This window comes from Saccharothrix obliqua, from assembly GCF_019375475.1.
GTDB classification, from domain to species: Bacteria; Actinomycetota; Actinomycetes; order Mycobacteriales; family Pseudonocardiaceae; genus Actinosynnema; species Actinosynnema obliqua.
On record NZ_JAHXGQ010000003.1, the window covers coordinates 792515 to 818246 of the forward strand.

Annotated in this window: 23 protein-coding genes; 12 read left to right on the forward strand and 11 right to left on the reverse strand. The window is 70.1% G+C overall.

Annotation, left to right across the window (positions count from 1 at the left end):
• Nucleotides 1-243: 243 nt before the first annotated feature.
• Complete coding sequence (locus KZQ38_RS13150; RefSeq protein WP_219441616.1) at nt 244-1143, reverse strand: AraC family transcriptional regulator; 900 nt, start codon at nt 1141-1143, stop codon at nt 244-246.
• 769 nt (nt 1144-1912) lie between these two features.
• Between KZQ38_RS13150 and KZQ38_RS13155 the strand changes: the two genes are divergently transcribed.
• The 3 genes from KZQ38_RS13155 (at nt 1913) to KZQ38_RS13165 (ending at nt 4295) form a co-directional block, all read left to right on the forward strand.
• A complete protein-coding gene (locus KZQ38_RS13155) occupies nt 1913-3016 on the forward strand; it encodes a S1 family peptidase (protein WP_219441618.1) in 1104 nt (367 codons plus the stop codon).
• Between the two features lie 77 nt (nt 3017-3093).
• Nucleotides 3094-3879 (forward strand): helix-turn-helix transcriptional regulator, encoded by a 786-nt coding sequence (locus KZQ38_RS37055; protein ID WP_219441619.1) that lies wholly within the window; start codon nt 3094-3096, stop codon nt 3877-3879.
• Between the two features lie 65 nt (nt 3880-3944).
• Nucleotides 3945-4295 carry a hypothetical protein gene (locus tag KZQ38_RS13165; RefSeq protein ID WP_219441621.1) on the forward strand — a complete coding sequence of 117 codons (351 nt, stop codon included), beginning with the start codon at nt 3945-3947 and terminating at the stop codon, nt 4293-4295.
• Between the two features lie 18 nt (nt 4296-4313).
• On the opposite strand, the gene KZQ38_RS13170 is transcribed toward KZQ38_RS13165, so the two are convergent.
• From KZQ38_RS13170 to KZQ38_RS13200, 7 genes are all read right to left on the reverse strand, one after another.
• Nucleotides 4314-4973, reverse strand: a complete 660-nt coding sequence (locus KZQ38_RS13170; RefSeq protein WP_308258372.1) for a response regulator — start codon at nt 4971-4973, stop codon at nt 4314-4316.
• A 262-nt stretch (nt 4974-5235) separates the two neighbouring features.
• Nucleotides 5236-6594: a sensor histidine kinase gene (locus KZQ38_RS37060; protein ID WP_219441623.1), complete on the reverse strand. Its 1359-nt coding sequence runs from the start codon at nt 6592-6594 to the stop codon at nt 5236-5238.
• Nucleotides 6498-7571, reverse strand: a complete 1074-nt coding sequence (locus KZQ38_RS13180) for a pyridoxal-phosphate dependent enzyme (RefSeq protein ID WP_308258373.1) — start codon at nt 7569-7571, stop codon at nt 6498-6500. Before KZQ38_RS13180 ends, KZQ38_RS37060 begins: the two co-directional genes overlap by 97 nt.
• Nucleotides 7568-8368, reverse strand: coding sequence for a Rossmann-like domain-containing protein (locus KZQ38_RS13185; RefSeq protein WP_219441625.1), 801 nt, complete (start codon nt 8366-8368; stop codon nt 7568-7570). The genes KZQ38_RS13180 and KZQ38_RS13185 overlap by 4 nt, the downstream gene beginning before the upstream one ends.
• Nucleotides 8365-9132 carry an ABC transporter ATP-binding protein gene (locus tag KZQ38_RS13190; protein ID WP_219441627.1) on the reverse strand — a complete coding sequence of 256 codons (768 nt, stop codon included), beginning with the start codon at nt 9130-9132 and terminating at the stop codon, nt 8365-8367. The genes KZQ38_RS13185 and KZQ38_RS13190 overlap by 4 nt, the downstream gene beginning before the upstream one ends.
• Nucleotides 9129-10217 (reverse strand): FecCD family ABC transporter permease, encoded by a 1089-nt coding sequence (locus KZQ38_RS13195; protein ID WP_219441629.1) that lies wholly within the window; start codon nt 10215-10217, stop codon nt 9129-9131. The genes KZQ38_RS13190 and KZQ38_RS13195 overlap by 4 nt, the downstream gene beginning before the upstream one ends.
• Entirely contained in the window at nt 10210-10986 is a 777-nt protein-coding gene (locus KZQ38_RS13200; RefSeq protein WP_257901396.1) for an ABC transporter substrate-binding protein, read from the reverse strand. Before KZQ38_RS13200 ends, KZQ38_RS13195 begins: the two co-directional genes overlap by 8 nt.
• Here KZQ38_RS13200 and KZQ38_RS13205 point away from each other — a divergent pair.
• The 5 genes from KZQ38_RS13205 to KZQ38_RS13225 all read left to right on the forward strand — a co-directional run bounded on the left by KZQ38_RS13205 (nt 10967) and on the right by KZQ38_RS13225 (nt 19150).
• Nucleotides 10967-11206, forward strand: coding sequence for a hypothetical protein (locus KZQ38_RS13205; protein ID WP_219441890.1), 240 nt, complete (start codon nt 10967-10969; stop codon nt 11204-11206). The genes KZQ38_RS13200 and KZQ38_RS13205 overlap by 20 nt on opposite strands.
• A 648-nt stretch (nt 11207-11854) precedes the next feature.
• Nucleotides 11855-12616, forward strand: coding sequence for a glycosyltransferase (locus KZQ38_RS13210; protein WP_308258374.1), 762 nt, complete (start codon nt 11855-11857; stop codon nt 12614-12616).
• Nucleotides 12613-14046: a glycosyltransferase family 4 protein gene (locus KZQ38_RS13215; protein WP_219441633.1), complete on the forward strand. Its 1434-nt coding sequence runs from the start codon at nt 12613-12615 to the stop codon at nt 14044-14046. Before KZQ38_RS13210 ends, KZQ38_RS13215 begins: the two co-directional genes overlap by 4 nt.
• Nucleotides 14043-17594 (forward strand): glycosyltransferase, encoded by a 3552-nt coding sequence (locus KZQ38_RS13220; RefSeq protein ID WP_219441641.1) that lies wholly within the window; start codon nt 14043-14045, stop codon nt 17592-17594. The genes KZQ38_RS13215 and KZQ38_RS13220 overlap by 4 nt, the downstream gene beginning before the upstream one ends.
• Nucleotides 17591-19150, forward strand: coding sequence for an ArnT family glycosyltransferase (locus tag KZQ38_RS13225; RefSeq protein WP_219441650.1), 1560 nt, complete (start codon nt 17591-17593; stop codon nt 19148-19150). The genes KZQ38_RS13220 and KZQ38_RS13225 overlap by 4 nt, the downstream gene beginning before the upstream one ends.
• Nucleotides 19151-19203: 53 nt before the next feature.
• Here the strand turns inward: KZQ38_RS13225 and KZQ38_RS13230 are convergent, their stop codons facing one another.
• Together KZQ38_RS13230 and KZQ38_RS13235 are read right to left on the reverse strand one after the other, a co-directional pair.
• Nucleotides 19204-19935, reverse strand: coding sequence for a TauD/TfdA family dioxygenase (locus KZQ38_RS13230; RefSeq protein WP_219441651.1), 732 nt, complete (start codon nt 19933-19935; stop codon nt 19204-19206).
• The gene (locus KZQ38_RS13235) at nt 19932-21116 is read right to left on the reverse strand and encodes an MFS transporter (protein ID WP_219441878.1); all 1185 of its coding nucleotides are present in this window, start codon (nt 21114-21116) and stop codon (nt 19932-19934) included. Before KZQ38_RS13235 ends, KZQ38_RS13230 begins: the two co-directional genes overlap by 4 nt.
• 689 nt (nt 21117-21805) lie before the next feature.
• On the opposite strand from KZQ38_RS13235, the gene KZQ38_RS13240 reads away from it, so the two are divergent.
• From KZQ38_RS13240 to KZQ38_RS13255, 4 genes are all read left to right on the forward strand, one after another.
• Nucleotides 21806-21946: a hypothetical protein gene (locus tag KZQ38_RS13240; RefSeq protein ID WP_219441660.1), complete on the forward strand. Its 141-nt coding sequence runs from the start codon at nt 21806-21808 to the stop codon at nt 21944-21946.
• A gap of 123 nt (nt 21947-22069) precedes the next feature.
• A complete protein-coding gene (locus KZQ38_RS13245; RefSeq protein WP_219441662.1) occupies nt 22070-23950 on the forward strand; it encodes an asparagine synthase-related protein in 1881 nt (626 codons plus the stop codon).
• Nucleotides 23947-24381, forward strand: coding sequence for a lasso peptide biosynthesis B2 protein (locus KZQ38_RS13250; protein ID WP_219441664.1), 435 nt, complete (start codon nt 23947-23949; stop codon nt 24379-24381). The genes KZQ38_RS13245 and KZQ38_RS13250 overlap by 4 nt, the downstream gene beginning before the upstream one ends.
• Nucleotides 24378-24647 carry a lasso peptide biosynthesis PqqD family chaperone gene (locus tag KZQ38_RS13255; RefSeq protein ID WP_219441666.1) on the forward strand — a complete coding sequence of 90 codons (270 nt, stop codon included), beginning with the start codon at nt 24378-24380 and terminating at the stop codon, nt 24645-24647. The genes KZQ38_RS13250 and KZQ38_RS13255 overlap by 4 nt, the downstream gene beginning before the upstream one ends.
• Before the next feature lie 7 nt (nt 24648-24654).
• On the opposite strand, the gene KZQ38_RS13260 is transcribed toward KZQ38_RS13255, so the two are convergent.
• Nucleotides 24655-25641 (reverse strand): sigma-70 family RNA polymerase sigma factor, encoded by a 987-nt coding sequence (locus tag KZQ38_RS13260; protein WP_219441668.1) that lies wholly within the window; start codon nt 25639-25641, stop codon nt 24655-24657.
• Nucleotides 25642-25732: the final 91 nt, after the last annotated feature.

Genomic DNA, 25732 nt, shown 5'->3' on the forward strand with positions numbered 1-25732 from the left:
GTTCGGCGAGTCCTCGACCGGTCAACCGCCGCGTGGGGTCCGGCCGCTGAAGCCTGCCTGGCGGTGCCCGCTGCCCACGTCACTTGCGGCCGGGCTTTCGCCGGTGCAACGGTGCCCGCGAAGTCATCGTGGCCGCACGTCGAGGCAATACCGGACTCCGCGTGGCCGCGGTGAAGTTCCGCGCACGCCAACGACGCCCATCAGAACGATGGGCGTCGATCAGCGTGCTTTCCGGTGGGGCGGTCAGCCGGTGATCGGCTTGGCCAGCGCCCGCTCGCGGAACTGTCTGGGCGATTCACCGAACTGGCCGCGGAAGCTCCGGCTGAAGTGAGCCGAACTCCGGAAGCCGACCTGCCGGGCGATGTCCTGGATGCGCACCTTCGCGGATCGCGGGTCGGCGAGCTTCGCCGCGGCCCTGCGCAGGCGCGCCGTCTGGATGTGGAACCGGACCCCGCTCCGCTCCCGGAACAGGTTCTGGAGGCTGCGGCGGGAGATGAAGTGGGCGTTCGCGATCCGGTTGAGGTCGAGGTCCGGGTCGGCGAGGTTCCGTTCGATGTACCAGGCGATCCGCTCGAAGCTGGAGAGCCCGTGGACGTGCCGGGGGTGCTGTCCGAACGTCGCGTCGAGGAGGACGTTGAAGATCGGCGTGATCACGCGGTCCAGCGCTTCGACGTCGGTGCCGGAAGGCGTGTCGAGGTGCATGGACCGCACGGTCTCCACGACCCCGGCGAGCAGCCACCGCAGTGTCGACGGAACTTTGGCGGTGATGCGGCCACTTCGCACCGCCAAAGCGGGCACGCAGGGCAGTTCGCTGAACGTGGTGGTGATCAGGACCAGGTAATCGCCCTCCGTCACCGGGGCCAAGCCGAGCACGGCGTCCGAACGGGTCGGCGTCCCGTCGGCGCGGTGCCCGGTGAGGATCGACACCCGGTCGTCCGCCGTTGACGCGACGATGGTCAAGAAGTCGTCCTCACCGCTCGCCCGGAGCAGGGCCGGGGTGTCGAACTCCAGTGCGGACAAGCGGAACCGCGTTGAGATCAGCGCGGACATGCGCCCGTACACGCGCTGGGAGGCGTGCGCGTGGACGCACACCCGCGCGGGGAACACGGCGGGTTCGAGGATGCGGTCCCACTCCCGCTTCAACCGAGGTCGGCTCGGGGCGGAAACCGCCTTGTGGATTTCGCATCCTCCGGGGAGGTGAGTGATCATCTTTGTCCTGGGTCGTAGATGTCGGGCTGGTGGTCGTGCCGATACCGCGGCGTCCTGGGCCGACCGCGAGGGGTGGACGATCACGTCGCTTCTTGCTCATCGGCAACGCGCATGAGCGTAGGAAGACGCGGAAATATCCGGCAATACCGCCGTGGTGGTAGCCGGGCGTCCGTTGTGACAGGTCGGGTCAGTCTGCTGCGGTATTGCGCAGACGGGCCGTCGCCGGGCTATCGTACAGATGGCTCGCGAGAATCCGTGTCGTCATCGCGAGTCGTTCGCGACGGTGTGTTCCGACAGCCGGTAGTGCCCTCGTGCCGGTTCGAAGAATATTGTGGCCCGCCGTCGACGGTCATTGCCCTCGGGGTCTGCGCGTCCCCCGAGGGCAATGACGTGTGCTCCGGGGTCACCGGGTGTTCCCGGGGTCGGGAAGTCCGCGCTCATGCCTGTGGTGGTGGCGGTTTTGCCGGCAGGTGCACCTTTCGTTCGCGTCATCGCCCGGTGATCGGCGGAAAAACCCAGCGTGGCGGTGGTGCGCCCTATTCGGCGGTCCACTCGGGCGACGGCGGATCGGTGTCGGCGGGCGGAACGACCGCGTAGGTTCTGACCCATGAAAATTAGAACGGCGCTATGTGTGACATGTGCGTTGATAGTGGGCGGCAACCAGGTGGCCGCGAATGCGCAGCCGACACGTCCGGCGGGTCCGATGGCAGAGGCCGTGCGGACCGGTCTCGGGCTGACCGGAGGCGAAGCAGCCGAGTTGTTCGAGCGGCAGTCGCGGGCGGGCGGCATCGCGGCGCGGCTGCCGAGGGGTGGTGTGGCCGGCCACTGGCTGGACGACGGGCGGCTCAAGGTGGCGGTGACCGATCAGGGAACCGCCGAGGTCGTGCGATCACTGGGCGCGGAGCCGGAACGGGTGCGGCGCGGTCGGGAGGAACTGGAGGCGTTGCTGCGCTGGGTCGAGGAGAACGCCACCGAGGCCGTCGTCTCCTGGGGGATCGACCCGACCAAGAATGCCGTGGTGGCGGTGGTCGACCCGGCGGCCGGACCGGGGTTGCCCGCGCGGGACGGCGTCGAGGTGGTGGAGGGAGAGCCCGGTGAGTTCGCCCAGGGCGACGGCGGGGAGTCGTGGGACTGGGACGACGACGGTGTGGTGGAGGTGGGCTTGAAGGACGAGCAGAAGGTCCGTCCCGGTGGTGGTTGGCGGGAGCGGCCCTTCGCCGATTGCACCATCGGGTTCCCCGTGCGGGACGGCACGGGTTCCGGTCACTTCCTGACCGCCGCGCACTGCATGTCGGAGGAGGAGCAGCGGGCGTCGGTCCACACGAAGAACATGGGCTGGCAGGTCGTCGGGAAATCCAATCCCGGCGGGCACCGGCGCGTCTTCGGCGAAGAAGGTGATTTCGGGCTCGTCTCGGTCGCCGACGAATCCGAGTGGGACCTGTCGCTACGGGTCGAGACCGGCCGCGGTGGACCCGAGGTCGAGGTGGACGGCCACCTTTCACCGATCCAGGGACAAGCGATCTGCTTCGCCGGCCGGGTTTCGGGGTGGAACTGCGGGAAGGTGACCGGCACCGACCGGTCTGGCCGGTTCGGCAAGGAGAAGACGTTGTTGGCAGGGTTGTTCGGCACCGACATGTGCGTGCGCAAGGGCGACTCCGGCGGTCCTGGGATCAGCGGTCGCAAGGGTGTCGGCACGGTCGTCGGCGGGAACAGCAGGTGCGACTCCGGAAAACCGGACCGGTCGTACTTCACGCCGCTCGACCGGTCGTTGGAGAAGTGGGGCCTCAAGCTCGTCGGCGCGCGCTGAGCACGTGTGCCAGGACCCTCGGGGCGCAGATTCGCCCCGAGGGTCCCGGTGATTTCCGCGTCAGTGGCGACGAGTGGGTGATTACCACGACCGCGGTATTGAGTTCGCGTTCGGTCGGCAATAACTTCCGATGGGTGCGGACAATGGGATTCAGACCGAACCAGATGTCGACCTCGGAGCACGACCGGGCGCAGCTGTTGCTGCGCGTGGCGCCCAAGGTATTGCTTGTCGGCAGGTCACTGCTCATCTGCGCCGGCCTCGAACGCATCCTCATCCGGCGAGGGCGCGGCGTGGTGCGGGTGGTTGGTCGGGCGTTGAACCTGGACCACGCCCGCCAGGTCTTCGCGGTGTGCCCACCGGAGGTGGTCCTCATCGGCGCCGGCAACATCAACGATGATCAGGTGCACCTCGTCCAGGCGCTTCGGTCGCTGGGGCCGCGGGTCGGGGTCGTCGTGGTGACCGTCGACGACGACGAGGAACGCTGTGCGGCGTTGCGGCGGTCGGGGGCGACCAGTGTCCTGCGGGACGACGCGAGCCCGCTGACGCTGATCCGGTCCCTGATGACCGCGGTGCGGGGACCGGCCGGCTGTCCCGACCAGAACGGGAGCACGGCAGCGGAAGCGGCCGTCGAGTCCTTCCTGGCGGGAGCCAGGCAACGGCTCGAACTGCTCTCGCCCCGGGAGATGGAGGTGGTGTCCGCGCTCGCCCTCGGGCTGTCCAACGACCACGTGTCCCGTCGACTCGGCGTGACCGTCAGCACGGTGAAGGCCCACTTGCGGCAGATCTTCCGGAAGCTCGACGTGTCCAACCGGACCGGTGCGGCTCGGGTCTACCTCGAAGCGCACGCTGACAGGACCGATTAGCCGATCGCCGTGGTGGATCCGGTCACCAGGCGTGCCGACCACCGAGCACCCAGAACGACTGGATCGTGACGATGCTGTCAGAACCGGCTCACCCGCGTCCCGCTGTTCAGCACCTGCTGGTAGTCGGCCTCACCCACGCGGAAGACCCCGTCGTCCTGTTGGAGTGGCAGGCCGTGGTGCTCCGCGGGATGCGGCGGTGCTTCCCCGGGCAGGCGGTCGCCTTGGCCAGCCCGCGACATGTGATCTCTGTGCGCCGCTCAACGGGCGATACGGGCGAGCTGATCGCCGCCTACGTCGGTCTGCTGGAGGTGGTCCTGGCGTTCGACCGGGCGAACGAGGTCAGGACCTGCTGCCGGGCGGTCCCGCTACCGGACCACGAGGGCGGCCTGGAGGAGGTCCTCCGGTTGTTCACCTGAAGCTCGCGGCAGGGACCGCTACTCGTGTTCCGTGCCGTTCCGGGCACCTGGCAAGATCATGCCGATCTCATAGGCCGCCGCCACCACCTGCGCACGCGATGACAAGCGCAACTTCGCCATGCTCCGGTTGAGATGAGTCTTGGCGGTCGCCTCGGTCATGGACAGCCGCTTCCCGATCTCGCGGTTGGACAGGCCCTGCGCGACCATCCTGATCACCTCGTTCTCCCGCCGGGTGAGGGAGTCGAACGTCGCCGGCTCGGCGTCGACCGGGCCGAGCCGTTCGGTGAACCGCCTGACCAGGCGCATCGTCACGCCCGGATCCAACAGCGCGTGGCCCGCAGCCACCACCCGCACCGCCTTGAGCAGTTCCTCGGGTGGGGCGCTCTTGAGCACGAAACCGGATGCCCCGGCTCTCAGCACACCGTAGACGTGCTCGTCGGTGTCGAAGGTCGTCAGCGCGATCACCGCCACCGGCGGGTTCTCCCGGACCACCCGTCGCGTCGCTTCGACACCACCCATGCCGGGCATGCTCAGGTCCATCAGGACGATGTCCGGGTTCACCTGCTCCGCCTCGCGCACCGCCTGCTCGCCGTCCGCCGCTTCCCCGACGACCTCCAGGTCGGGTTGTGCGTCGAGCAGCGCGATGAGCCCGGCGCGCGTGAGGGTGATGTCGTCCACGACGAGGACGCGTGTCGGTGGGCCTGTGGGTGCCGTGACCGGGGAATGGCCGTTCGGGGGGCGCGTCCCGCAGTCCGCCCATTTCGGTTCGTCGAGTATGTGCAGGTATTCCGTCAGTCTCATGGGTGATCCTCGTCCTGATCGGTGGAACAAAGCGGTGTCCTCCATTGTGGGAGCGGACGCGCACCCGGGAAGTCAGCCGGAGTAGGTTCCGGAGGTACCGCGTCCGCGGTATGAATCACGTGCTCAGCGTGGCCGCGTGCTACTCACGACTGTTCGCGGGGAGCGATGCATGGACCACGAAGCCTTCGTCGAGTGTGTGTTCAGCGTGGAACGACCCGCCGAGAGCCATCACGCGCTCGCGCATCCCGGCGAGTCCGTACCCGCAGGAGCGATGTGGTGTCGTTGCCTCACCAACAGCGTTGTGGATGGTGATGTGCAACCCGTAGGTGTCGTGCTGCAAGCTCACCGTCGTCGGCACCGTGCCCGCATGCTTGAAGACGTTGGTCAGAGCTTCTTGTGCGATGCGGTAGGCGGCGAGTCCCACGGCTTCGGCTACCGGCCGCCGCTCACCGGTCTCGTGCAGCCGGACCGGCAGACCGGACCGCCGCGCTCCGGTGACCAGGTCCGGCAGGTCGTCCAGGCCCGGTTGCCGGGATGTGGCGGCGGGGCCGCCGGTCCGCAGCGCTCCGAGCAGGTGACGCATCTCGTCCACCGCGTTCCTCGACACCGTTTCTATGACGTGCAGCGCCTCCTTCGCGTGGCGGTCGGACTTCGGGCACATCAAGCGCGCCACACCGGACCGCGTGTTGATCACACCCAGGCTGCCGGCGATGACGTCGTGGAGTTCGCGGGCGATCCGCAGGCGCTCCCGGGACACGGCCTCGTCCGCCAGGCGGCGCTGCAAGTCGGAGAGGCGGTCAAGCGCCTCCGCCAACCGCGTCGCCTGGTGGCGACTTCGGCGCACCGTGCGACCGAGCGCGACCGTGGCGATCGACATGGGCACCACGCTTGCCAACGCCTCCGGCCAGAACTCATCCCCTCCGGTTCGTTCGGCGAAGAGCATCACCACGACCAGTGCCGCCGGCGGCAAGGCGGCCACCATGCACGCCCAGGGTGACTTAGCTCGAACCGCCACCGTGTACAGGGAGATGACCAGTGCTGTCGTCGCGCCGACGTGCAACCCGTGGGCGTAGGTGATCACGGTGCTGTTGACGGTGAGCAGGAGGAACACCGACCACGGTGCCTGACGCCGGAAGGTGAGGCAGGACACCGAGGTCGCCGAGACGAGGTCGAGTTCGTCGGGTGTTCCGTTGACGTGCGGTCGGACGTCGGTGGTGAACCCGAGGACGAGGTCGATCAGGGCCAGGGCGATCGCGATCGACGCGTCGACCGCGATCGGGTGCCGCTCGACCCAGGTGGTGATCTCGGTGAATCTCTTCTCGAAGGAGACGCGCACGGTTAGTCGTCCGTAGGTGCGGGCCGGGTTCCGGCCTTCGGGTGGAGTTGGAGTCGGCTGCGGAGTCAGTCGCGCGACGTGTGCAGGACGTCCTCGACGGCCGACGGTCGGTACACGGCGTTCACGGGCGCGGGTGCTCCATCCCAACTCATGCGCGACCACGGCAGGGCGAGTTGTGACTGGTGGTCGATCAGGTGGGGCTCCAACTGCTCGACCGGTGTCGTCGTCCGGTGGCGGGCGTACACCGCGTTGACGTAGCGATGCCCCGTATCGGGAGCCAGGAAGGCGAACTCCCGATCCGGGTGGAGGCCGCGCTCCCAGCGGGCGGCGAGGTACGCCGCACCGGTGGAGAGCCCGGCGAAGATCGCGCTGCGGCGCAGGAGTTCCACGCTGCCCGAGCGCGCCGCGTCGAAACCGACCCAGTGGACGGTGTCGTAGGCGGCGTGCACCACGTTGGCGAACGGGATGGAGCTGCCGATACCGGCGATGATGACATCCGGGTCGTCGACGTGCTCGCCGCCGAACGTCACGCTGCCGAAGGGCTGGATCCCGACCAGCGCCACGTCCCGGACGACCTGGCGCAGGTGGTGTCCCAGGGCGCCGGTGGAGGCACCGGTGCCGACACCCCCGAGGATCGTCAGGCGGTCGCTCGCCATCCTCTTGCGCAGGGCTTCGGCGACCGCACGGTAACCCTCGTAGTGGATGTCGTCGTGGTACTGGCGCATCCAGTGGTGCCGGTGGTTGTCCCGGAGGATCCGGTGCACCCGGGAGATACGGCGATCCTGGTCCAGGCGCAAGCTCGTGGTGCTCGGCATTCTGTCCACCTCGACGCCGAGGATCTCCAACTGCGTGAGGAGCGTCCGGTCCACCGCGGTCGACGCCACGATGCGGCACTTCAGGCCGTACCGGTGGCAGGCCAGCGCGAGCGCGTACGCGTAGATCCCGCTCGAACTGTCGACCAGGGTGTCCCCAACCTCCACCGTGCCGCTGGCCAGCAGGCGGCGCACCGCGGCCAGCGCGGACACCACCTTCATCGATTCGAAGCGCACGCACAGCAGGCCGTCCTCCAAGCGGATCAGCGCCGGCCGGCTGAGCGCGTCGGTGATGTGAGAGTCCACGTAGTGCCTCCGAGTGGTCACGAACGGGCGCGGTACAGGTAGAGGGAGGTTTCCGCCGAGCTGAATTGCGAGAACGGGAACGGCTCCGCGGACAGCGCCGTCACTCCCCGCCCCAGGAAGTGCCGCACCACGGCGCTGCCGGACTGGGCGTAGACCACCAGGGGCGCGTCCTTCTCCAGACACGTGCGCAGGATGTCGTCGAACGTCCCGTTGCCGAGAGTCATGCCCGTGGCGACCACGGCGTCCGCCTGTTCGAGCACCTCTCGCATGTCAGCGGTGATCGGGTCGCCCCATTGCGTGCTCCGCCGGTCGAGGTCGCACGGAAGGCATCGGCCACCGCGGTCGCGAATCGCCGCGACCAAGGGGTCGACCACCCCGATCAGCGCGACGTTCCGGCCGTGGAGAGGGCCGAGCAGCGCGGCCACGGCGTTGTCCCGGGCACGGGCGCGGACCTCGGGGGTGCCGGCCGGCAGGACGAACTCCGCTCCGGCCAGTCGGTGGGGGTGCTGGTTGGCGAGGTAGGCGTCCAGGACGGCGACGCGAAGCGCGGTGGGACCGTCCGCCAGCAGGTTCGCCACGGTGTCACCGGAGGAGGCCGCGCAGCTCTCCGGCCGGACCTCGCCGTCGGCGAAGGCGCACCCACCGATCGCCGTGCCGACGCGAGCCAGGACGTAGTTGTTGCGGTAACAGACCGTGCTCCCGGCGAGCCTTGTCCCGTGGTGCACCCAGAAGACGCTTGTGGCTCGGACGGTGTCGGGAGCGGGTCCTTGGTTCCCCGCCAGCACATCGGCGATGAGGACGTCGAGAGACGTGGTCATGAGCGAACCTTTCGGTAGTGGGCCGCCACGCGACCGGCGGAGTCGCGGTCCAACTCGACCTCGACGCCGAACACCTCGCGCAGGCGGTCGTCGGAGAGGACGTGCTCGGCCGCACCGTCGACCACGACCCGACCGTTGTGCACGAGCACCAGGCGGTCGCAGTAGGTCCCGGCCAGAGCCAGGTCGTGCATGGAGACGACGACGGTCTGCGAGGTGGCCGCCAGGTGGTCCAGCAGGTCCAGGCAGTGGCGGATGTCCAGGTGGTTGGTCGGTTCGTCGAGCAACAGGCATGGAGTTCGTTGTGCCAGTGCACGAGCCAGCTGAGTCCGCTGCCGTTCACCCCCGGACAAGGACTTCCACCTCTTGTCCGCCATGCCGGTGAGACCGAGGTGGTCGATGGCGACGCGGACGACGGCTTCATCGGCCGCATCGCCCTGGCTCCAGCGCATCCGGTGTGCCGTCCGGCCGAGCGAGACCACTTCGGCGACGGTCAGCTCGCACTCGGTCTCGAAGGTCTGCTCGACGAACGCGAGGTGGCGAGCCCTGGTCCGCGCGGAGCACCTGCTGATGTCCACGCCGTCGTACCGGACCTCACCAGACGTCGGTGCCCGCAAGCCCGCCACACACCTCAGCAGGGACGACTTGCCCGAGCCGTTCGGGCCGATCAGCCCGACCTTCTCGCCGTCCGCGATGGTCAAGTCGACGTCCCGCAGGATTGTCCTGCCGGGAACGCCCCACGACAGCCCTCGTGCTTCGACCTTCACCTCTCACCCCTCGAACGCAGGATCAACAGGAACTGCGGGACGCCCAGCAAGGCGGTCACCACGCCGACGGGCACCTCCAGCGGTGCGAACACCACCCGCGCCAGCGCGTCGGACCACAGCATGAACACCGCGCCCACCACCGCGGCCATCGGCAGCAGGACCTGGTGCAGGGAGCCGAGCAGCAGGCGGACGGTGTGGGGAACGATGAGACCGACGAAGCCGATCACCCCCACCTGCGCCACCGACACGGCGGTCAACAACGACGTCGAGATCAGCAGCACGGCTCGTGTGGCGGCCACGTTGATCCCCATCGAGGACGCCGTGTCCGTTCCGAAGGCGAAGCAGTCCAGTGCGGGTACGCACGACCACAGCACGGCGAACACCACGCCGAAGGCGATCAGGCAGATCACGACCGAGTGCCACCTGGCGGATGCCATGGAGCCCAGCAGCCAGTGGGTCAGGGCGCGGGTGCTGTCCGCGTCACCGGACGCCATGAGGATGAGTGACGTCAGGGCGCTGAAGAGCTGGCCGACGACCACTCCGGTCAGGATGATCCGCATCGCTTTGTGCGTGCTGCGGCGCAACAGCAGCATCGACAGCACGACGGACATCAAGGCCCCGACGAACGCACCACCGGTCGTGCCGAGTTGCGAGCCGGCGAAGCCCAGGACGACAACCGCCACCGCACCGGTCGAAGCACCGGCCGAGACGCCCATGATGTAGGGATCCGCGAGCGAGTTCCGGGTGATCGCTTGCAGCGCCGCCCCCGAGACCGCGAGCGCCGCGCCGACCAGCGCGGCGGTCAGCACCCGGGGAATGCGCACGTCCCAGATGAGCGCGTCGACCAGCGGCGGCAGCGGCTCGACCGCCAAGCCGACGTGGAAGCCGACCACGCGGCCGACCTCCGGCCAGCCCAGTCCGGCGTGCGCGCCCAGGCACGTGGTGACCACCAGCGAGATCGCGAGGACGCAGATACCGCTCGTCAGCGCGGTGAACTCCAGCAACCGACCGCGTCGACCGGCGGGCGGCCGGTCGACGTCGGCCAGCCGGGCGTTCGGGTCGAGCAACGACTTCGGGTCATCCACGAGGCGCGAACCTCTCAAGCTCCTCGCTGAAGGTGCGCAGCGCGTTGACGGAACGCACGGACGGGTCCATCTCGATACCGGGCACCCGGATGATGCGATCGGAGCGGATCGCGTCCAGAGTGGACAGAGCCGGGTGCTCACGCATCATCGTCAGCTTCTCGTCGGCACTGTCGCCGGGATTGCCGCGCTCGGAGAGGTCGCCGACGACGATCACGTCCGGCGCTCGCTCGGCGAACGTCTCCCAGGACACCTCCGGCCACTGCTTGTCGATGTCGTCGAAGACGTTGACCACGCCCGCGAGGCGGCTCATGTCGCTCGGCAGTCCGTTCCTGCCCGCCACGAACGGCACGCCCTTGAACACCGAGTAGACCCAGGCGACTCGCAAGCCGCCTCGCCGCCCGAGAGCCGCGGCCTGGACCTGCTCCACGACGGCGCGCTGGTCGGACACCAGTTCCCTCGTGCGGTCCGGCTCCCGCAACACGGCGCCGAGAGTCTCGAAGTCGCGGAAGAGTCGCTCGAACGGGCTGCCGCCGTGGCCCTCGCAACCCACCTCGCTGACGAAGGTGCGGACGCCCAACGCCTCCAGCTCTTCGCGGGTACCCGCCCGGTCCGGGGTGTACAGCTCGCTGAAAGCGGAGACCACGAAGTCCGGGTTGGCCGCGCGTAGCTGCTCGGACGTCAGGATCTTGGGGGAGAGCACCGGGATCCTCCCGTACTCCTCGGTGAACCGCGGATCGACCTTTGTCTTCATGTTCGCCGTGCCGGCCATCCGGCTGCCCGCGCGCAACGAGAGCAGTGTCTCCGTGGAGGACTGGTCCAGTGAGACCACCCGCTCCGGAGTGCTGTCGAAGGCCAAGTTCCGCCCGCAACTGGTGATCTCGATGCGATTTCCCGTGGGAGCGGGCTCGGTCGCTCGTCGCGTCCCCGAACACGCCGAGATGAGTAGTGCGATCACCAAGGTCGTTGCTGTGCAGGAGGTCTTGAGGTGAGAAGGGCTTGGCATGGATCCTCTTCCGTCGTTGACGGCTCCACCCTGAATGAAAATCATTATCATTTCAAGTGGGCGGTCACCCGTGGCGCTGTGATGGCGACTACAGGTAAGTCGTTCACGGGGCGGTGCTGTTGTCGGGAAGCCGCACCAGTGCGTGCTCGGGGTGGCTTCCGCGCGGCCTTTCGAGTGGCACTCAACCGCGACTCGACCGACCATAGTAGAGGCTCGTTGTGGCGTCGATGTGCAATTGCCTTGTAGGACCGCGGAAGTGACGTTTCACGCAAGCGGTTCGTCGTTCTCCCGGACGTTCGGTGCGCCGATGGGGTGACGACGACCCTTGGTGTCCACAATGGACTACCTCGGAGCCCGATCCGTGCCGGTCGACCTGCGGTCAACTCGCACGGTAACAACGGTCGGCCGAATGCGACCTCTGCGGCATTGTCCCGGGTGGACACATTTCCGGACACTGCTCGCACCGCACTGCGCGGAACCGCGGGTGACCAGAGGGCATGATCGAGGGGACGGGGCGGCTGAGTCCGGTGATACGCACATCGACTTCGTTCGACTGCTTTTCCGCGTGGTCGGCACGACCACGTCACACTGGCGCCGAGAGGCCCTTCGTCCGGTGTGGCGAGGTCGCCTTCCCGTGATCGCCTCAGTGGCCGATCTGCGGCGATCCGTGGACGGAAGTGGTTGTCGGGCGGCCTGCGACCTGGAGATCGTGGTGCCGGCGTACAACGAAGCGTCGCGGCTGCCCGGCACGTTGCGGGAGGCCGTGGCCTATCTCGAAAGCTGCGCGTGGAGGACGCGCATCGTCGTGGTCGACAACGGCAGCGTCGACGAGACCGTGGCCGCGGCGAGGAGAGTGGTCTCGACCGAGGTGGGTATCTCGGTCATCGGCTGCTCGCAAGCCGGGAAGGGCGCCGCGGTGCGCCGTGGCGTGCTCGCGGGCACGGCCGCCTTCGTGGGGTTCGTCGACGCCGACCTGTCGACCCCGATCGACACCCTGTCGGAGGTGATGTCCGAGCTGCGGCGGGGAGCGGCGGCCGTGGTCGCGTCGCGGCACGCGCCGGGTGCTCGATTCGCCCATCCGAGACCACTGACCCGACGTGTCGGGGGCGCGGCGTTCCGCGTGCTCTCCCGCCCGTTGGTGGCGGGCGTCCACGACACCCAGTGCGGGTTCAAGTTCTTCCGAAGAGAGGTGGCGCAGGAAGTGTTGCGACGGAGTCGGATGAACGGCTTCGCCTTCGACGTGGAACTGCTCCGCCTGCTCCAGAACACCGGGCGGCGGATCGTGGAGATCCCGGTGACGTGGACCGACGACGCCCGTTCGACCTTCCGCCCTGTCCGGGACGGGGCGGAAGCATTCGCCTCGCTGCTGCGTCTGTATGGAGTTCGTGCTGGATGAGCACCAATGTGGAAATGCTGAGGGATAAGCGGATCGCGGTCCTGAACTGGCGGGACGTGCACCATCCCCAAGCCGGGGGCGCGGAGCAGTACATGCACCGCATCGCGCGGCTGTGGGTCGCGGCCGGAGCGCACGTGACGTGGTTGACGGCTCGCCCGGACGGTCACCCGGCGCACTGCGCCATCGATGGCGTCGACGTGGTGCGCACCGGCGGCCAGTTCACCGTCTACCCGAGGGTGGCGACGATCCTGCTGTCCGAGCGGGACCGGTTCGACGCCGTGGTGGACTGCCAGAACGGGATACCGTTCTTCGCCCCGTTCTTCGTGAGGAGCCGGACGCCGGTGGTCCAGGTCGTCCACCACGTGCACCAGGACCAGTTCTCTGACCGGTTTCCCCCACCGGTGGCGATGTTTGGCCGGTTCCTGGAGGGCACGGTCGCGCGCCGCGCTTACGGGCGGCGAACGGTCGTCGCGGTGTCCCCGTCCACACGGGCGGAACTCCGGCAACGCCTGCGGATGCGAGGTCCGATCGCCGTGGTTCCCAACGGCGTGGAGCCGCCGGTCGGCACTGCCGCACCGCGCGCGGAGAACCCCACGATCGTCGTGGTCAGCCGGCTCGTGCCGCACAAGCGACTGGACCGCCTGGTGGACGCGCTCCCGGAGGTGGTCTCCCGGGTTCCGGACCTGCACGTCGACATCGTGGGAGACGGCGTGGAATCCGCCCGCCTGCGCCGGCTCGTCCACCGCCGCGATCTGGAGCGGGTGGTGACCCTGCACGGGCACCAGCCCGACCGAATCCGTGACGAGATCCTCGACCGGGCGTGGTTGACGGTGTCGGCGTCGGCCGGTGAGGGCTGGGGCTGTTCGGTGGTGGAGGCGGCGAGCAGGGGAGTGCCGTGCCTCGCGGTGGAGAGTCCGGGTGTGCGTGACTCGGTCGTGGAGGGGCGTACTGGATGGCTCGTCGGGAGCGTGGACGCCTTGGCGGGTGCTCTCGTGTTCGCGCTGGAGGCGCTGTCGGACGCGGACGTCGCCGCGGCGTTCGCCGACCGCTGCCGGGCGTGGGCGGCCTGCTTCACGTGGGAGCGCGGCGCCGAGCTGCTGGCCGGCGTCGTCATCCAGGAGCTGGCCGGGCGGCAGAGCCGCCAACGCAGGGTCGCCCGGCCCGACATCGCGGCGGTGGTGCGCTGCCGACCGGCGGTCGCACCGCTCACGGGCCGGCTGCGCTGCACCGACGAAGTGGTCACGGACCAGCAGGGCGTGACCACCATGTTGCTGGGCGGGTGCGACGACCGCGATGCGGTGGCGGTCGCCGAGCGCGTGGGCAGGGAAGTCGAGAGCGTCCGCCTGGCGGACCGGTACGACCTGTTGCTGGGGCCGAACGGTCGACCCGCCGAGTTCGGCCCTTCGCCCGCGGCCTCGGGCCGGCTATGAGCGGTCGGAGCGCGTTGCACGCGAGTGCCGTGGTGACGGCGGCGGCCGGGCTGGTCGGTGTCGTGAGCTTCGCGGGCACCATGGTCATGGCACATCTGCTGCCGACCGGCCAGTTCACCGTCTACAGCGCGGCGCACTCGTTGCTCACCACCGTTGGGGTGGTCTCGGGGGCATTGGTGCCGTTGCCGCTGGCACGTGTAGTGCGGGCGCATCGCACCGGCGAACCCGAGCGGAGGTCGGCCGTCGCGTTCGCCTCGACGGTCGCGCTGTCGGGTGGCGTGGTCGCCGCGGTGGTGGTCTTCGCGATCGTCCTTGGCCTCGCGTCGCCGGTGATGGCCGTGTTGACGGGCATCTCGGCATTGGCGGTGTTCGCCGCCTCACCGGTGTGGGGCTGGATGCAGGGCGAGTCCCGGTTCGGTCTGCTCGCGACGGTGGCGGTCGCCGAGGTGCTGTTGCGTCTGGCGCTCGCGTTCGCCGCGGTCGCACTGGGCTTCGGTGCGTCCGGTGCCATCGCCGGTTACGCGGTCGGCACGGTGGCCGTGGTGGTGCTGGGCCTCGTGGTGATGTGGCCGGACCGCGGTGCGCGACTCGACTCGATGTGTGATCGCGACCGCTGGAAGGAGACCGTCGCGCTCGCATCGGTTCAGTTCACCGTGTCGGCTCTCGTGAGCGCGGACGTCGTCCTGGTGGCGGTGGTCGCGGCGGAGTCCGCGGCAGGTGCCGGTTACCAAGCGGTCGCGGCCATCGCGAAAGGGCCCGTCTACGTCGCGGCGAGCGCCGCACTGGTGAGCTTCCCGGCGCTTCGCAACGCTTCCCGGAGTGCCGCGCCGCGGGTCGCCGGAGAGATGCTGCGGTCGTTCGCCCGCCTCGCGCTCCCGGTCACCGCGGTGATCGCGACGGTGCCGACACCGTTCATCGGCGCGATCCTGCCCGGCGCGTACCTGGACTCGGTGCGGCTGGTTCCGTGGTTGGCCGTCGCGGGTCTCGGTTCCGGCGCCGTGAGCACCCTGGTGATGGTGCTCCTGGGCTCGGGCGCGCTGCGGAGGTGCTGGGCGGGGCTCGCCGTTTCGGCGGTGATCGTCCCGGCGGGGCTGGTGACCGGTTGGGCCTCGCAGGGGACGATCGGGATGGCGCTCGGCGCTGCGGCGGGCACCTGCCTCTCCGCGGCCTTCTGCCTGGCACTGGCGTGGCGATCACTGCCAGGAGCGCTGGGAAGCGCGGCGTGGCGAGCCCTCCCACTCCTCGCCGTGCTCACCGGAACCCTGGTCCTGGCCCGGTTCTCCACCCTGTTGTGGTCGGGTGTGGCCGTGGTCGCCGCGGTCGCGGTACTGCGGCCCCGGGACGGGGAGTCGAAGGCCCCGGGTCGTCGGCTCGACGTCCTGCACCTCGGGTTTGAGGACGTGGCCATGCCGGGTGCGGGCGGTGGCGCCCTTCGCACCCACGAGATCAACAAGCGCCTGGCCGCCGCAGGGCACCGGGTCACCGTGCTGGTGACCAGGTTCCCGGGTTGTCGGGACCGGGTCGAGGACGGCGTGCGGTACGTCCACGTCGGCATCGGCGCGGGCCGGACGCTCGTCGGGCGGGTCGCCGGGTATGCGCTGACCCTGCCCTACCACGTGCGTCGCTTTCCCGCCGACCTGGTCGTGGAGGACTTCTTCGCCCCGATCTCGACCATGGCCGCACCGCTGTGGACCGGGCGCCCGACGGTCGGAGTCGTGCAGTGGCTCAACGCCAGGGGGAAGAGCGACCAGTACCACCTGCCGTTCCACCGGGTGGAGCGGTTCGGCGTGCGCCGGCACCGCGACCTGATCGCGGTGTCGCACGGCGTTGCCGGTGCGCTGCGAGAACTCAACCCCCACGCGGACGTCGAGGTGATCGGCAACGGCGTCGACCCGGCCGCGTTCACACCTCCGGCCTCCGATGGTGACGATGTCGTCTATGTCGGCCGCCTGGAGGCGGAGCACAAGGGGTTGTACGCACTCCTGCACGCTTGGACGACGGCGAGCAGGCACACCGGGGGCGATCTGGTGATCGCGGGGACCGGACCCGACGAGGCAGCCCTGCGCACGTTGGCGGAAGGACTCGGTATCGCCCACCGCGTCCGGTTCGTCGGCTGGATCAGCGGAACCGCGAAGTTCGAGCTGATGGCCCGTGCCCGCCTGGTGGTCGTCCCGTCCCAGTACGAGTCCTTCGGCATCGTGGCCGTCGAGGCGATGGCCACCGGCACGCCCGTGCTCGCCTTCGACATCCCGTGCCTGCGCGAAGTCGTGCCCGCCGGCTGCGGAGAACTGGTCCCGCCGTTCGACGTGGCGGGGTACGCCGATGCGATCGTCCGTGGTTGGCACAGGCGCAAGACGCCGTCGAGCGTCGACCGGGCGAAGCGGTTCGCCTCGTCCTTCGACTGGGACATGCTGGCCCGCTGCCAGGAGAACGTCTACCTGCGCCGCGTGCACGGCAGGACCGCGCACAGCCCCACAGCCGTGGTTCGTGCGCAGGTGGCCGGGCTGGGACGTGGTCGTGCGAGGAGCAGGCCACCGCGGCTGGTGCTGGTCGGCGACGTCGCGGCGGACGGCATCACCGAGTGGTCGGCGCTCCTCGCCGCACGTCGAGCGCTCGACGAAGACGCCGGGGTGACCGTCCTGTCCGGTGTGCCCGAGCGGATCGGCTCGCTGCTCCGGACGCCCGCGGTCCGGCTCACCGTCGGCAACCTCGTCAGGGCTTTCCGCGGGTGCGACGGCATCGTGGTGGCGGGAACCGCCTTCGGCCCCGGGATGTCGGTGGCGGGGCGTCTGCTACCGCACCTGGCCGCGATCGCACGGTGCGCCGGGCGTGATGTCGTCTACGTCGGGATCGGTGTCCGCGACGGACTGGCGGCACACGTTCTGCGGAGTCTGCGCCGGGCGGCCGCAGGGGCACGAGCGTTCACCGTGCGCGATCGGAGGTCCTTCCGGCACTTGGATTCGCGTCGCGCGCGGATCTGCCACGTCGGCGACACGGGCGTCCAGGTGCCGTCAGCTGACCCGGCGGTCGCGCGTCGGCTGCTGCACGAGGCGGGTCTTGCCACGACGAGGCCGATCCTGCTGCTCGTACCGGAGGCGCCGGTTGACGGCACGTGGTTCGGGCGAGTGGCCGAGGATCTCGTGACCGCCGCGCGAACGTGGTTGGCGGGCGGGGGCTCCGCGGCGGTGGTCGGCCTGTCGCGAGCCGCGAACGGCACCGACGAACAGGAGCGGACGACCGCCTCCCTCATCCACGCGATCGCCGCCGCGGCCGGCGACGTCGCTCTACCGGTCCTCGGGCCAGACCTCACCCCACCCGTGGTGCGGGCGGTCTTGGGCGAGGCGGATGCCGTTCTCGGACAACACCTCCACCTCCTCCTGACGGCGTGGCACATCGGCGTTCCGTGTGCCTGCTCCACCACCGACGAGCAGATCGGATCGCTGGTCCAGGAGCACGGACTTCCCGTCCTGAACGGCGAACGGGCTGCTCAATGGCTCGACTCGATAATCCGAAATCCGATACTGATCGACTCAAGGCGGTACAGATGACGGCAACCGTGCGCACGATCAAACCACGCGCGGGCGTCCTGGGTTCGCTCCGGGTTCAGGGAGCGTGGTGGTACTGGCTCGTGCCGGTGGCCTTGGGCCTGGGTGCGTTCTACATCCGGGCGGTGGGGCTGCGGACCGCCAACGAGGTTTTCATCGATGAGCTGACCTACGTGGACCTCGCCCGCGACGTCGCGGACGGTTACCTGCCGAACTTGAACGGGGAGCTGTTCTTCCTGCACCCACCGGGTTGGTTCCTGGTCACCGGTCTCGTCGTCAAGGCTTTCGGCCTGACCGGGTCGGCCATCGAGGTCGTGTACCAACTCCGGTGGCTCAACGCCGTGCTGGGCGCCCTGGTCGTCGTGCTGGCGTACCTCATCACCAGGCGGGTCAACAACGCCGCCGCGGCCACGCTGGTAGCGGTTGTCCTGGCGTTCGACCCCTTCGTGCTGCGGATGGACAGTCGCGTGATGATGGAAACGCCGACCACGGCCCTGCTGATGGCCGGTTGGCTGGTGCTGCTCCCCGCCGTGCGCCACTCGGCACCGTGGCGCCCGGTCGTCGCCGGGCTGCTGTTCGGTTGCGCGGTGCTGGTCAAGGACATCGGCTTCGTACTGGCGGTCGTCCCGCTGCTCCTCGCCCTCGTCTGGCGGCGGACGTTGGCACCGCGCCTGGTTCTGGTCGCCGCGGGGGCGACGATCGTGCCATACGCGATCTACCTCGTGTTCCTGCTGCTCGGTGGTCACCTGGGTGATTGGTGGACGGCCAAGTCGCTCGGACTCGGGCGAATGGCGGGTCTGGTGCAGATCAGTGGCTTCAACGCGCCGAACGCGCCGAACCTGGGCAGCCGCCTGGTCGAGGAGGTCGGCCGCTTCGGCACCAGTTACGTGCTGATCCTGCTCTGCCTGCTGGCCGGTGTCGGCGCTTCGTTCAGCGCCAGTGCGCCACGACGGTTGATCGGGCTGATCGCGCTGGTCAGCGGAGCCCTGGGCGTTTACGCGGCGTTCATCGGCACGCTGGAGGAGCAGTTCGGCTACTACGTCGTCGTCCCTTCGGCGCTCGCACTGGCCGTCGTCGCGGTGGAGAGCGTGGAGCGCGGTCTGCTCAACCGGAAACTCGTGGTCGGTGTGGCGGTGGCGTTCGCGGCGCTGACCGCGGTGCTGGGGCTCAGCGCGAGGCTGGTCACGGACGACGCGTACCGGCGGGTGGACGCGTGGTTGACCAAGAACGTCCCACCCGGGACGAAAGTCGGTTTGACCGGGGTGACCGCCGAGTTCGCCTACCTGCCCCGGACCGGGTACGGGGTGTGGCCGTCGTTGGAGTCCCTGGCGAAGCACGACGCGGAGTACGTCGTGACCCAGCGCCGGAGCCTGCGCGACGGCTACGGGTACGCCGCACCGGAACTCCTCGACTGGCTGAGTCGCAATGCCTTGCCCGTTTACTCCGCCGGTGGTCCCACCGGCGAGCAGACGACGGTGTGGCAGTTGAGCACCTACCGCACGGCGAAGGCGGTCCGCACCGGCGAGCGGATCCCACCGGTCAACGGGCCGCACGAGTAGCGGCCCGGGTCCGCCGATGCGCCTCCGCCCGGAGGCGCATCGGCATCTTCGTGTCAGAACGCGTCGTCCGTGCGGACCGTTTGGATGTGGGTGGTCCGCACACCGCGGTGCTCGTCCCTGCCGTGCCAGCAGCGGTAGTTGTCCAGCACCAGGATGTCGCCTTCGTGCAACGTGAAGCGGGGTAGCGCCGCCTGTGCGCGGTGGACCTCCTCGGTGATGCGGGACAACGTGGCGGTGATGTCGTCCGTCGCGGGGTCGCGGTGCAGCGGGGCGACGCCGTCGGTGCGCCGGGTGATGCGCCTGCCGGTGCGGGTGTGCTCGACGAGCCTGCCGACCCGCGGTGTTGCCGGCATGCCGCGGGTCCCCGCCCACCGGCCGTAGAGGTCGACATCCGTGCCCGTGAGGAACGCCCGCAGGTCCGGGGGCAGGGAGTCCGTGAAGGCGTGGGCGTCCAGTGCGAACGACTCCCCACCGGTGGTCGCCTGGCGCGTGAGCATGACCAGCACGTAATCCTCGTCGGGGTGCCGGCGGCGAACAGGCGTGCCCGCGACGTCCACGACGATGTCGAAGCTGTCGGCGTGCAACGGCACGACGTTCCCGTTCACCGAACGCCTCGTGCGACAGGGGTACAGCTCGCGGAGGCGGGAGCCGAAGAGCCGCGCGGCGGCCGTGGTGAGCGAGTCCGGCACGGCCGGGAGTCCGGTGAGGACCACGGCCCCGGTCCGGGTGAGGTCGTCGCGGGCTCGCTCGATGTCGTCCGTGCGCCGCGGGACGATGGCCGTCATCGAGCCGCCCGGAATTCACGTGCGGACGGGACGAGCGCCGCCACGGCCGGTGCGGCGAAGCAGACCACCGCGCACGTGATCAGCACCGGTTCGGCGCCGAAGGCGTCGATCGCGGGTGCGATCAACGACAAGCCGAGCGGCGCGAGGCCGTAGGACAACAGGAAGTCGAGCGAGGAAACGCGGGCCAAGGACTGCGGCGCCACTTCCCGCTGGGTGGCGGTGAACCACGGGACGTTGAACAACTCGATGCCCAGTCCCGCCACCACGTAGGCGAGGACGACGATCTCCGCCGGAACGGGCAGCAGGAGGATCAGCGGGGCGAAGCCGTAGCAAGCCAGCCCGGCGAGCGCCACCCAGCCCTGTGCGCGCGGTTGCCACCGGGCCACGACCACCGCGCCCACCAGCGCTCCCGCGGTGTAGGCGGTGAGCGCCGCAGCGAGCACCGCCTCACTGCCGTACCGGTCGCGGCTGACCAGCGGCAGCACGACGCCGGTCGCGGAGTAGCCGGTGGCTATCACAGCGGTGAGGGCCCCGAGACCGGCGAGGAACCACGGGTGGCGGCGCGCTTCGCGGACACCGGCGCGGAAGTCCTCGGTGAACCGTGGCCGAGCGGTCCCGGACGCGCCGACCCGGGTGGTGCCGGGCGGCGGGATCAGTGCTGCTCCGAGCCACAGCGCGCCCACGGCGATGAGCAGTGCACGGGTGTCCACGACCGCGGCGAGCAGCGCGGTGCACCCGGGTGCGACCAGCGTGGTGATCCGCACCGCGAAGGTCATCGCCGCGTTGGCCCGCTGCCGCTGGTCCTCGGCCACCACCTCGGCCGTCAGCGCTTGGAAGGCCGGGCGGCAGGCCCCTTGTCCGGCCCCGGCGCACACCGCGGCGGCTGCCATCAACGCGGTCGACCGCCCCATCCCGAGCGCGATCACCGGAGCCGCGACCCCGGCGACCAAACCCGCCCACAGCACGACCAAACGGCGCGAGTGCCGGTCGGCGAGCACGCCGGCGACCAGCACGGCCGCGATGAAGCCGGCCGTGCGAGCGGCGAGCAGGAAGCCCAACTCGACCGGCGTGATCGACCGGTCGAGCACGGCGAGGCCCAGGATGAAGGGCAGTGCCCAGGTGGCGAGACCGGATGCCGTCGCACCTGTCCAGAGCCGGAGGAAGGGCACGCTCCGGAACACCGGTGCCGCCCGCTCTTCTGTCGGTACGACGTCAGGCACGGCGTGGACTCCTCCCGTAGGGGCTATTTGGGAACGATTGTCGGAAGTGTATGCGGCGGGGAGGTGGGGCCGTGTGCTCCGTGCTCCGCTGCCCGCCGGTCGGGCAGCCGGTGCGTGGTGCCGGAGCCGTCGCGGGCGAGAACCCTTCCGGGAGAAGGGGTTCGTCCGGGAAGCGGTCACCGGGGTCGTGGCGGCTCGCCCTGCGGTGAGGCGACCCGGGCGGCCTCGTCACGTGGTCGGGTGTGCTCCGACCCCGTCGACCGGAGGCGGAACGTGCGCGATCGGACTAGCCGACAACCCCCGCGGGCAAGTGCGCGCCGGGCCACGGGGTGGCCGTGCGGTCTCCACCGCCGGGCGATGGTGAATTCTCGCGAATCGCCCGGACGGCACATCGCCAAATGCGGTCCGTGTGCGGAATCCGGTGCAGAACACGGTTGGGCGGAGCGGTGAATCACACGTGTGCGTGAGCCGGCACATTCGAAACCCTTCACCGCGTTCCGGTGGAGTGGCTCGACTAATGCGTGTGGCGGGATACCCGGGTGAACCATGCGGACGAGTGGTTTGCCGGCGGTCGTCTTGCGACCTTTTCGGCGTGCCCGGCATGTTGGGGCCGATGGCTTCCCGGTCATCGAAACACACGAGGAGTGGAAATGATCAAGAAGTCGCTTCCGGCGCGTTACGAGTCCCCGGTCGCCGCCGAGGTCGGCCGGTTCACCACGGAGACCAAGGGCAGCAAGCCCCGGGGCAAGCGGGACGGTACGACGCCGTTCCGGAAGATCAAGACCTGGTGACGTCGGCCTGACCGCCGGTTGTTACCGAAGAGCACGTCGAGGTGGGAGTCGGATTTGTTCGGCTCCCACCTCGACGCGCGGGGCGCGTGAATGCGGTGGGACCTACGGCGAAAGGGCAGTGACGTGCTTTTCAAGCAGCGGCGGAGCAGGCGGTTCGCGATCGACGGCGGCCTGGTCGTGCTGCCCGATTCCGCGGCGGCGGCGCGGGTGTTCGAGCGCGTGCCGCACGACGAACCCGACGTCGTGCGCCACCCGTCCGGTCGGCCGTGGCTGGTGGGGCGGTGGTCGCCGCGGGACCTGGTGGTGGTCGACGAGGGGCCGGTGCGCGTGGTGTTGTTCGGGTTCTGCCCGGTCGACCCGCGTGAGGTGCGCGCGCACCTGGTACGCGTCCGGCACCCGGCCGACCTCGACGCGCTGGCGCGGGTCCTGCCCGGCTGCGCGCACCTGGTGGCTTCGGTCGACGGCGAGGTCAGGTTCCAGGGCACGATCGCCGGTGTGCGCCGCGTGTTCACCGGACGGGTCGACGGGGTGTCGGTCGCGGGCGACCGGGCCGACGTCGTGGCCGAGGTGGTGGGTGCGGAGCCCGACGTGGACATGCTCGCGGTGGGATCGGTGTTCCCGCTGTTCATCCCGCCGCTCGGGGAACGCTCCTGGTGGCGCGGTGTCGAGGCCGTGGCCCCCGACTCGTACCTGCTGCTCACCCGGGACGGGAGGAGCCGGTCCGCCCGGTGGTGGACGCCGCCGGAGCCGGAGCGCTCGCTCGCGGCGGGCGCGGCCGAGCTGCGTCACGTGCTGGGAACCGCTGTCGCGCGGCGGAAACCGGCGGTGGGCAGGTTGTCGGCGGACCTGTCGGGCGGCATGGACTCCACGTCCCTGTGCTTCCTCGCCGCCGAGGGCACCCCGGACCTGCTCACGTTCCGCTGGCTCGACGGCAGCCCGCTCAACGACGACCGGCACTACGCCGTCGAGGCGAAGCGCCGGCTCGACCGGGCGGAACACCTGGAACTGGCGGTCGACGGCGGGCTGCGCGAGCTGGTCGCCGTGGACGAGTTCACCGACGCGGAGGAACCGCAGATCTGCGCGAGCGGGATGACCCGCATCAGGCGCGGCATCGACACCCTTGTGCGGCAGGGCGCGACCACGCACCTGTCGGGCCACGGCGCGGACGAGCTGTTCACCGCGACGCCCTTCTACCTGCACAGCCTGCTGCGCCGGAAACCGTGGACGGCGTTGCGGAGAGCGCGGGTGTACCGCGCACTGGGGCGGTGGCCGCTGCTGCCCACCATCGCCGCGCTGGCCGACCGCCGCGGCCTGGACGCGTGGTGGCGGAGGTGCGCCGACGAGCTGAGCCGCCCACTCCCCAAGCGCGCGCCCCTGCTGGACTGGGCGTCACGCATGGCCGCCTCGCCCTGGGCCACGCCGGAAGCGGTGGACCTGTGCCGGGAAGTCCTGCGTGGTGTCGCCGACGAAGCACGACCCTTCGCGGTCGACCGCGGCCAGCACGAGGCGGTGAGCAGCCTGCGCACGGCCGGGATGTTCGCGAGGCAGATGGTCCGCACGCACGCCGACCGCGGCTTGCGCTTCGAGGTGCCGTACCTGGACGACGGCGTGGTGGAGGCGGCGCTCGCCGTCCGCACCGACGAGCGCTACACACCTTGGCGCTTCAAGCCCCTGCTCGCCGAGGCCATGCGAGGACTCGTGCCCGACATGATCCTCAACCGGTACACCAAGGGCGACTACGAGGAGAACAGCGAACTCGACATGAAGCGGCAGATCCCGAAGATCCTGGAACTACTGGAGGATTCCGCGCTGGCCGCGCGCGGCATGATCGACCTCGACGCCGTGCGCGCCCGGTTGAGCCTGCCCCCGGACGTCATGAACGACGACATGTCGGTCCATCTCGACAACGTGGTGAGCATCGAGATGTGGTTGCGCGCCACCGACGCGCGGAGTGGTGGGCGGCACAGCGCATCCGCTGTGCACGAACCGGTGGAGGTGTCATGAGCACGCCCTGCGCCGTGCCCCCGCGGGCACGGCTTCCCTGGCACAAGAAGGTGCTCCCGGCCGCGGCCGCGGGGGTCGCGGCCGGGTTGGCGCGGCTCTCGCCGAAATCCCTGCGCGCCGTGATGGAAGTGGTCCGCCGCAACGCGCGGGCCGCCACCGCGGCCGAGGCGTCCGCGGCGCGTTCGGCGGTCGTCGCGGTCAGCCTGCGCTGCGCCGTCGACGGCTGCCTGCAACGGTCGATCGCCACGGCCCTGCTGTGCCGGGTCCGGGGCACGTGGCCGACGTGGTGCGTCGGCGTGCGGACGATCCCGTTCGGCGCGCACGCCTGGGTTTCGGTCGACGGCCGCATGATCGACGAAGGCGTGCCCGACGACACCTACCGGCCGCTGATCACGATCGGTCCCATGCCCACCCACGTGGAGGAACGGTGAACCTGAGACTGGGAGCCGACACGGTCGGCACCGAGGCCGAGGACGGCATGGTCCTGCTGAACCAGCGGACGGGCGCCTACTGGCAGCTCAACCAGATGGGCGCGCACACGTTGGAACGACTCCTCGCCGGGCGGACGGAGAGCGAGGTCGCGGACGAGTTCGCCGCCGTGTACGGCGTCGACCCGGCCCGTGTGCGCGACGACATCACCGCCATGACGGAACGACTCCGGGAGGCGGGGCTGGTCGAGCGCGGTTCCGGCCGCTGACCGCGGCTCAGCCGGCCATGGCCAGCACCGCGCCGCTGCGGTCCGGGTCGCGCAGCAGGCGCAGCGACTCCTTCTCCAGCTGGCGGATGCGCTCCCGGGTCAGGCCGATCTCGGCGGCGACCTCCTGGAGGGTGCGCTGGCGACCGTCCCGCAGGCCGTAGCGCAGGGCGATGATGTGCGCCTGCCGCTCCGGCAGCGACGCCACCAGCGCCCGCAGCTCCTCGGCGAGCTGCGCCTGCTCGACGATCTCGTGCGCCTGCACGCCGTCGCCGTCCTCGATCAGCTCACCCACCACCGTGTCGGTGTCCTCGCGCACCGGCGCGTCGAGGCTGATCGCGGCGCGGTCGGCCGCGCGCAGCTCCACCAGCCGGGCGGTCGACATGCCCGCCGCGGCGGCGATCTCCTCGGTGGTCGGGTCGCGGTCCAGCTCCAGGCGCAGCCGCCGTTCCGCGGCCGTCGCCTTGGCGAGCTGCTCGGCCACGTGCACCGGCAGCCGGATCGTCCGCGTCTGGTCCGCGAGGCCGCGCTCGATGGCCTGGCGGATCCACCACGTCGCGTAGGTGGAGAACTTGAAGCCCTTGGCGTAGTCGAACTTCTCCACGGCGCGGATCAGCCCGAGGTTGCCCTCCTGGATCACGTCCAGCATCGGCATGCCGCGGTTGGCGTGCTTGCGCGCCACCGACACCACGAGCCGCAGGTTCGCGCGGACCATGTGGTCCTTGGCGTCCCGGCCGTCGGCCGCCACCGCGCGCAGGCCGGCACGGCGCTCGGTGGTCAGCGGTGCGCTCTCCCCGGCGTCGGCCGCACGCAGCAGCTCGGCGGCGTACACGCCGGCCTCGATCCGCCTGGCCAGTTCGACCTCGTGGGCCGCGTCGAGCAGCGGCGTGCGGCCGATTTCCCGCAGGTAGCGACCCAGCAGGTCGGCGTCCTGGGACTGGTCCCGACCGGACTCCGCGCGGCGCGTCCGGCGGGCGGCGTCCATCGTCGACGGCATGTCATCTCCTTGTCGGATCACACCCCGGCGCGCGCGAAACGGCAGGGGGAAAGGGCGAGTTGACCGGAGGCGGCGCGATGCCCGCCTCGCG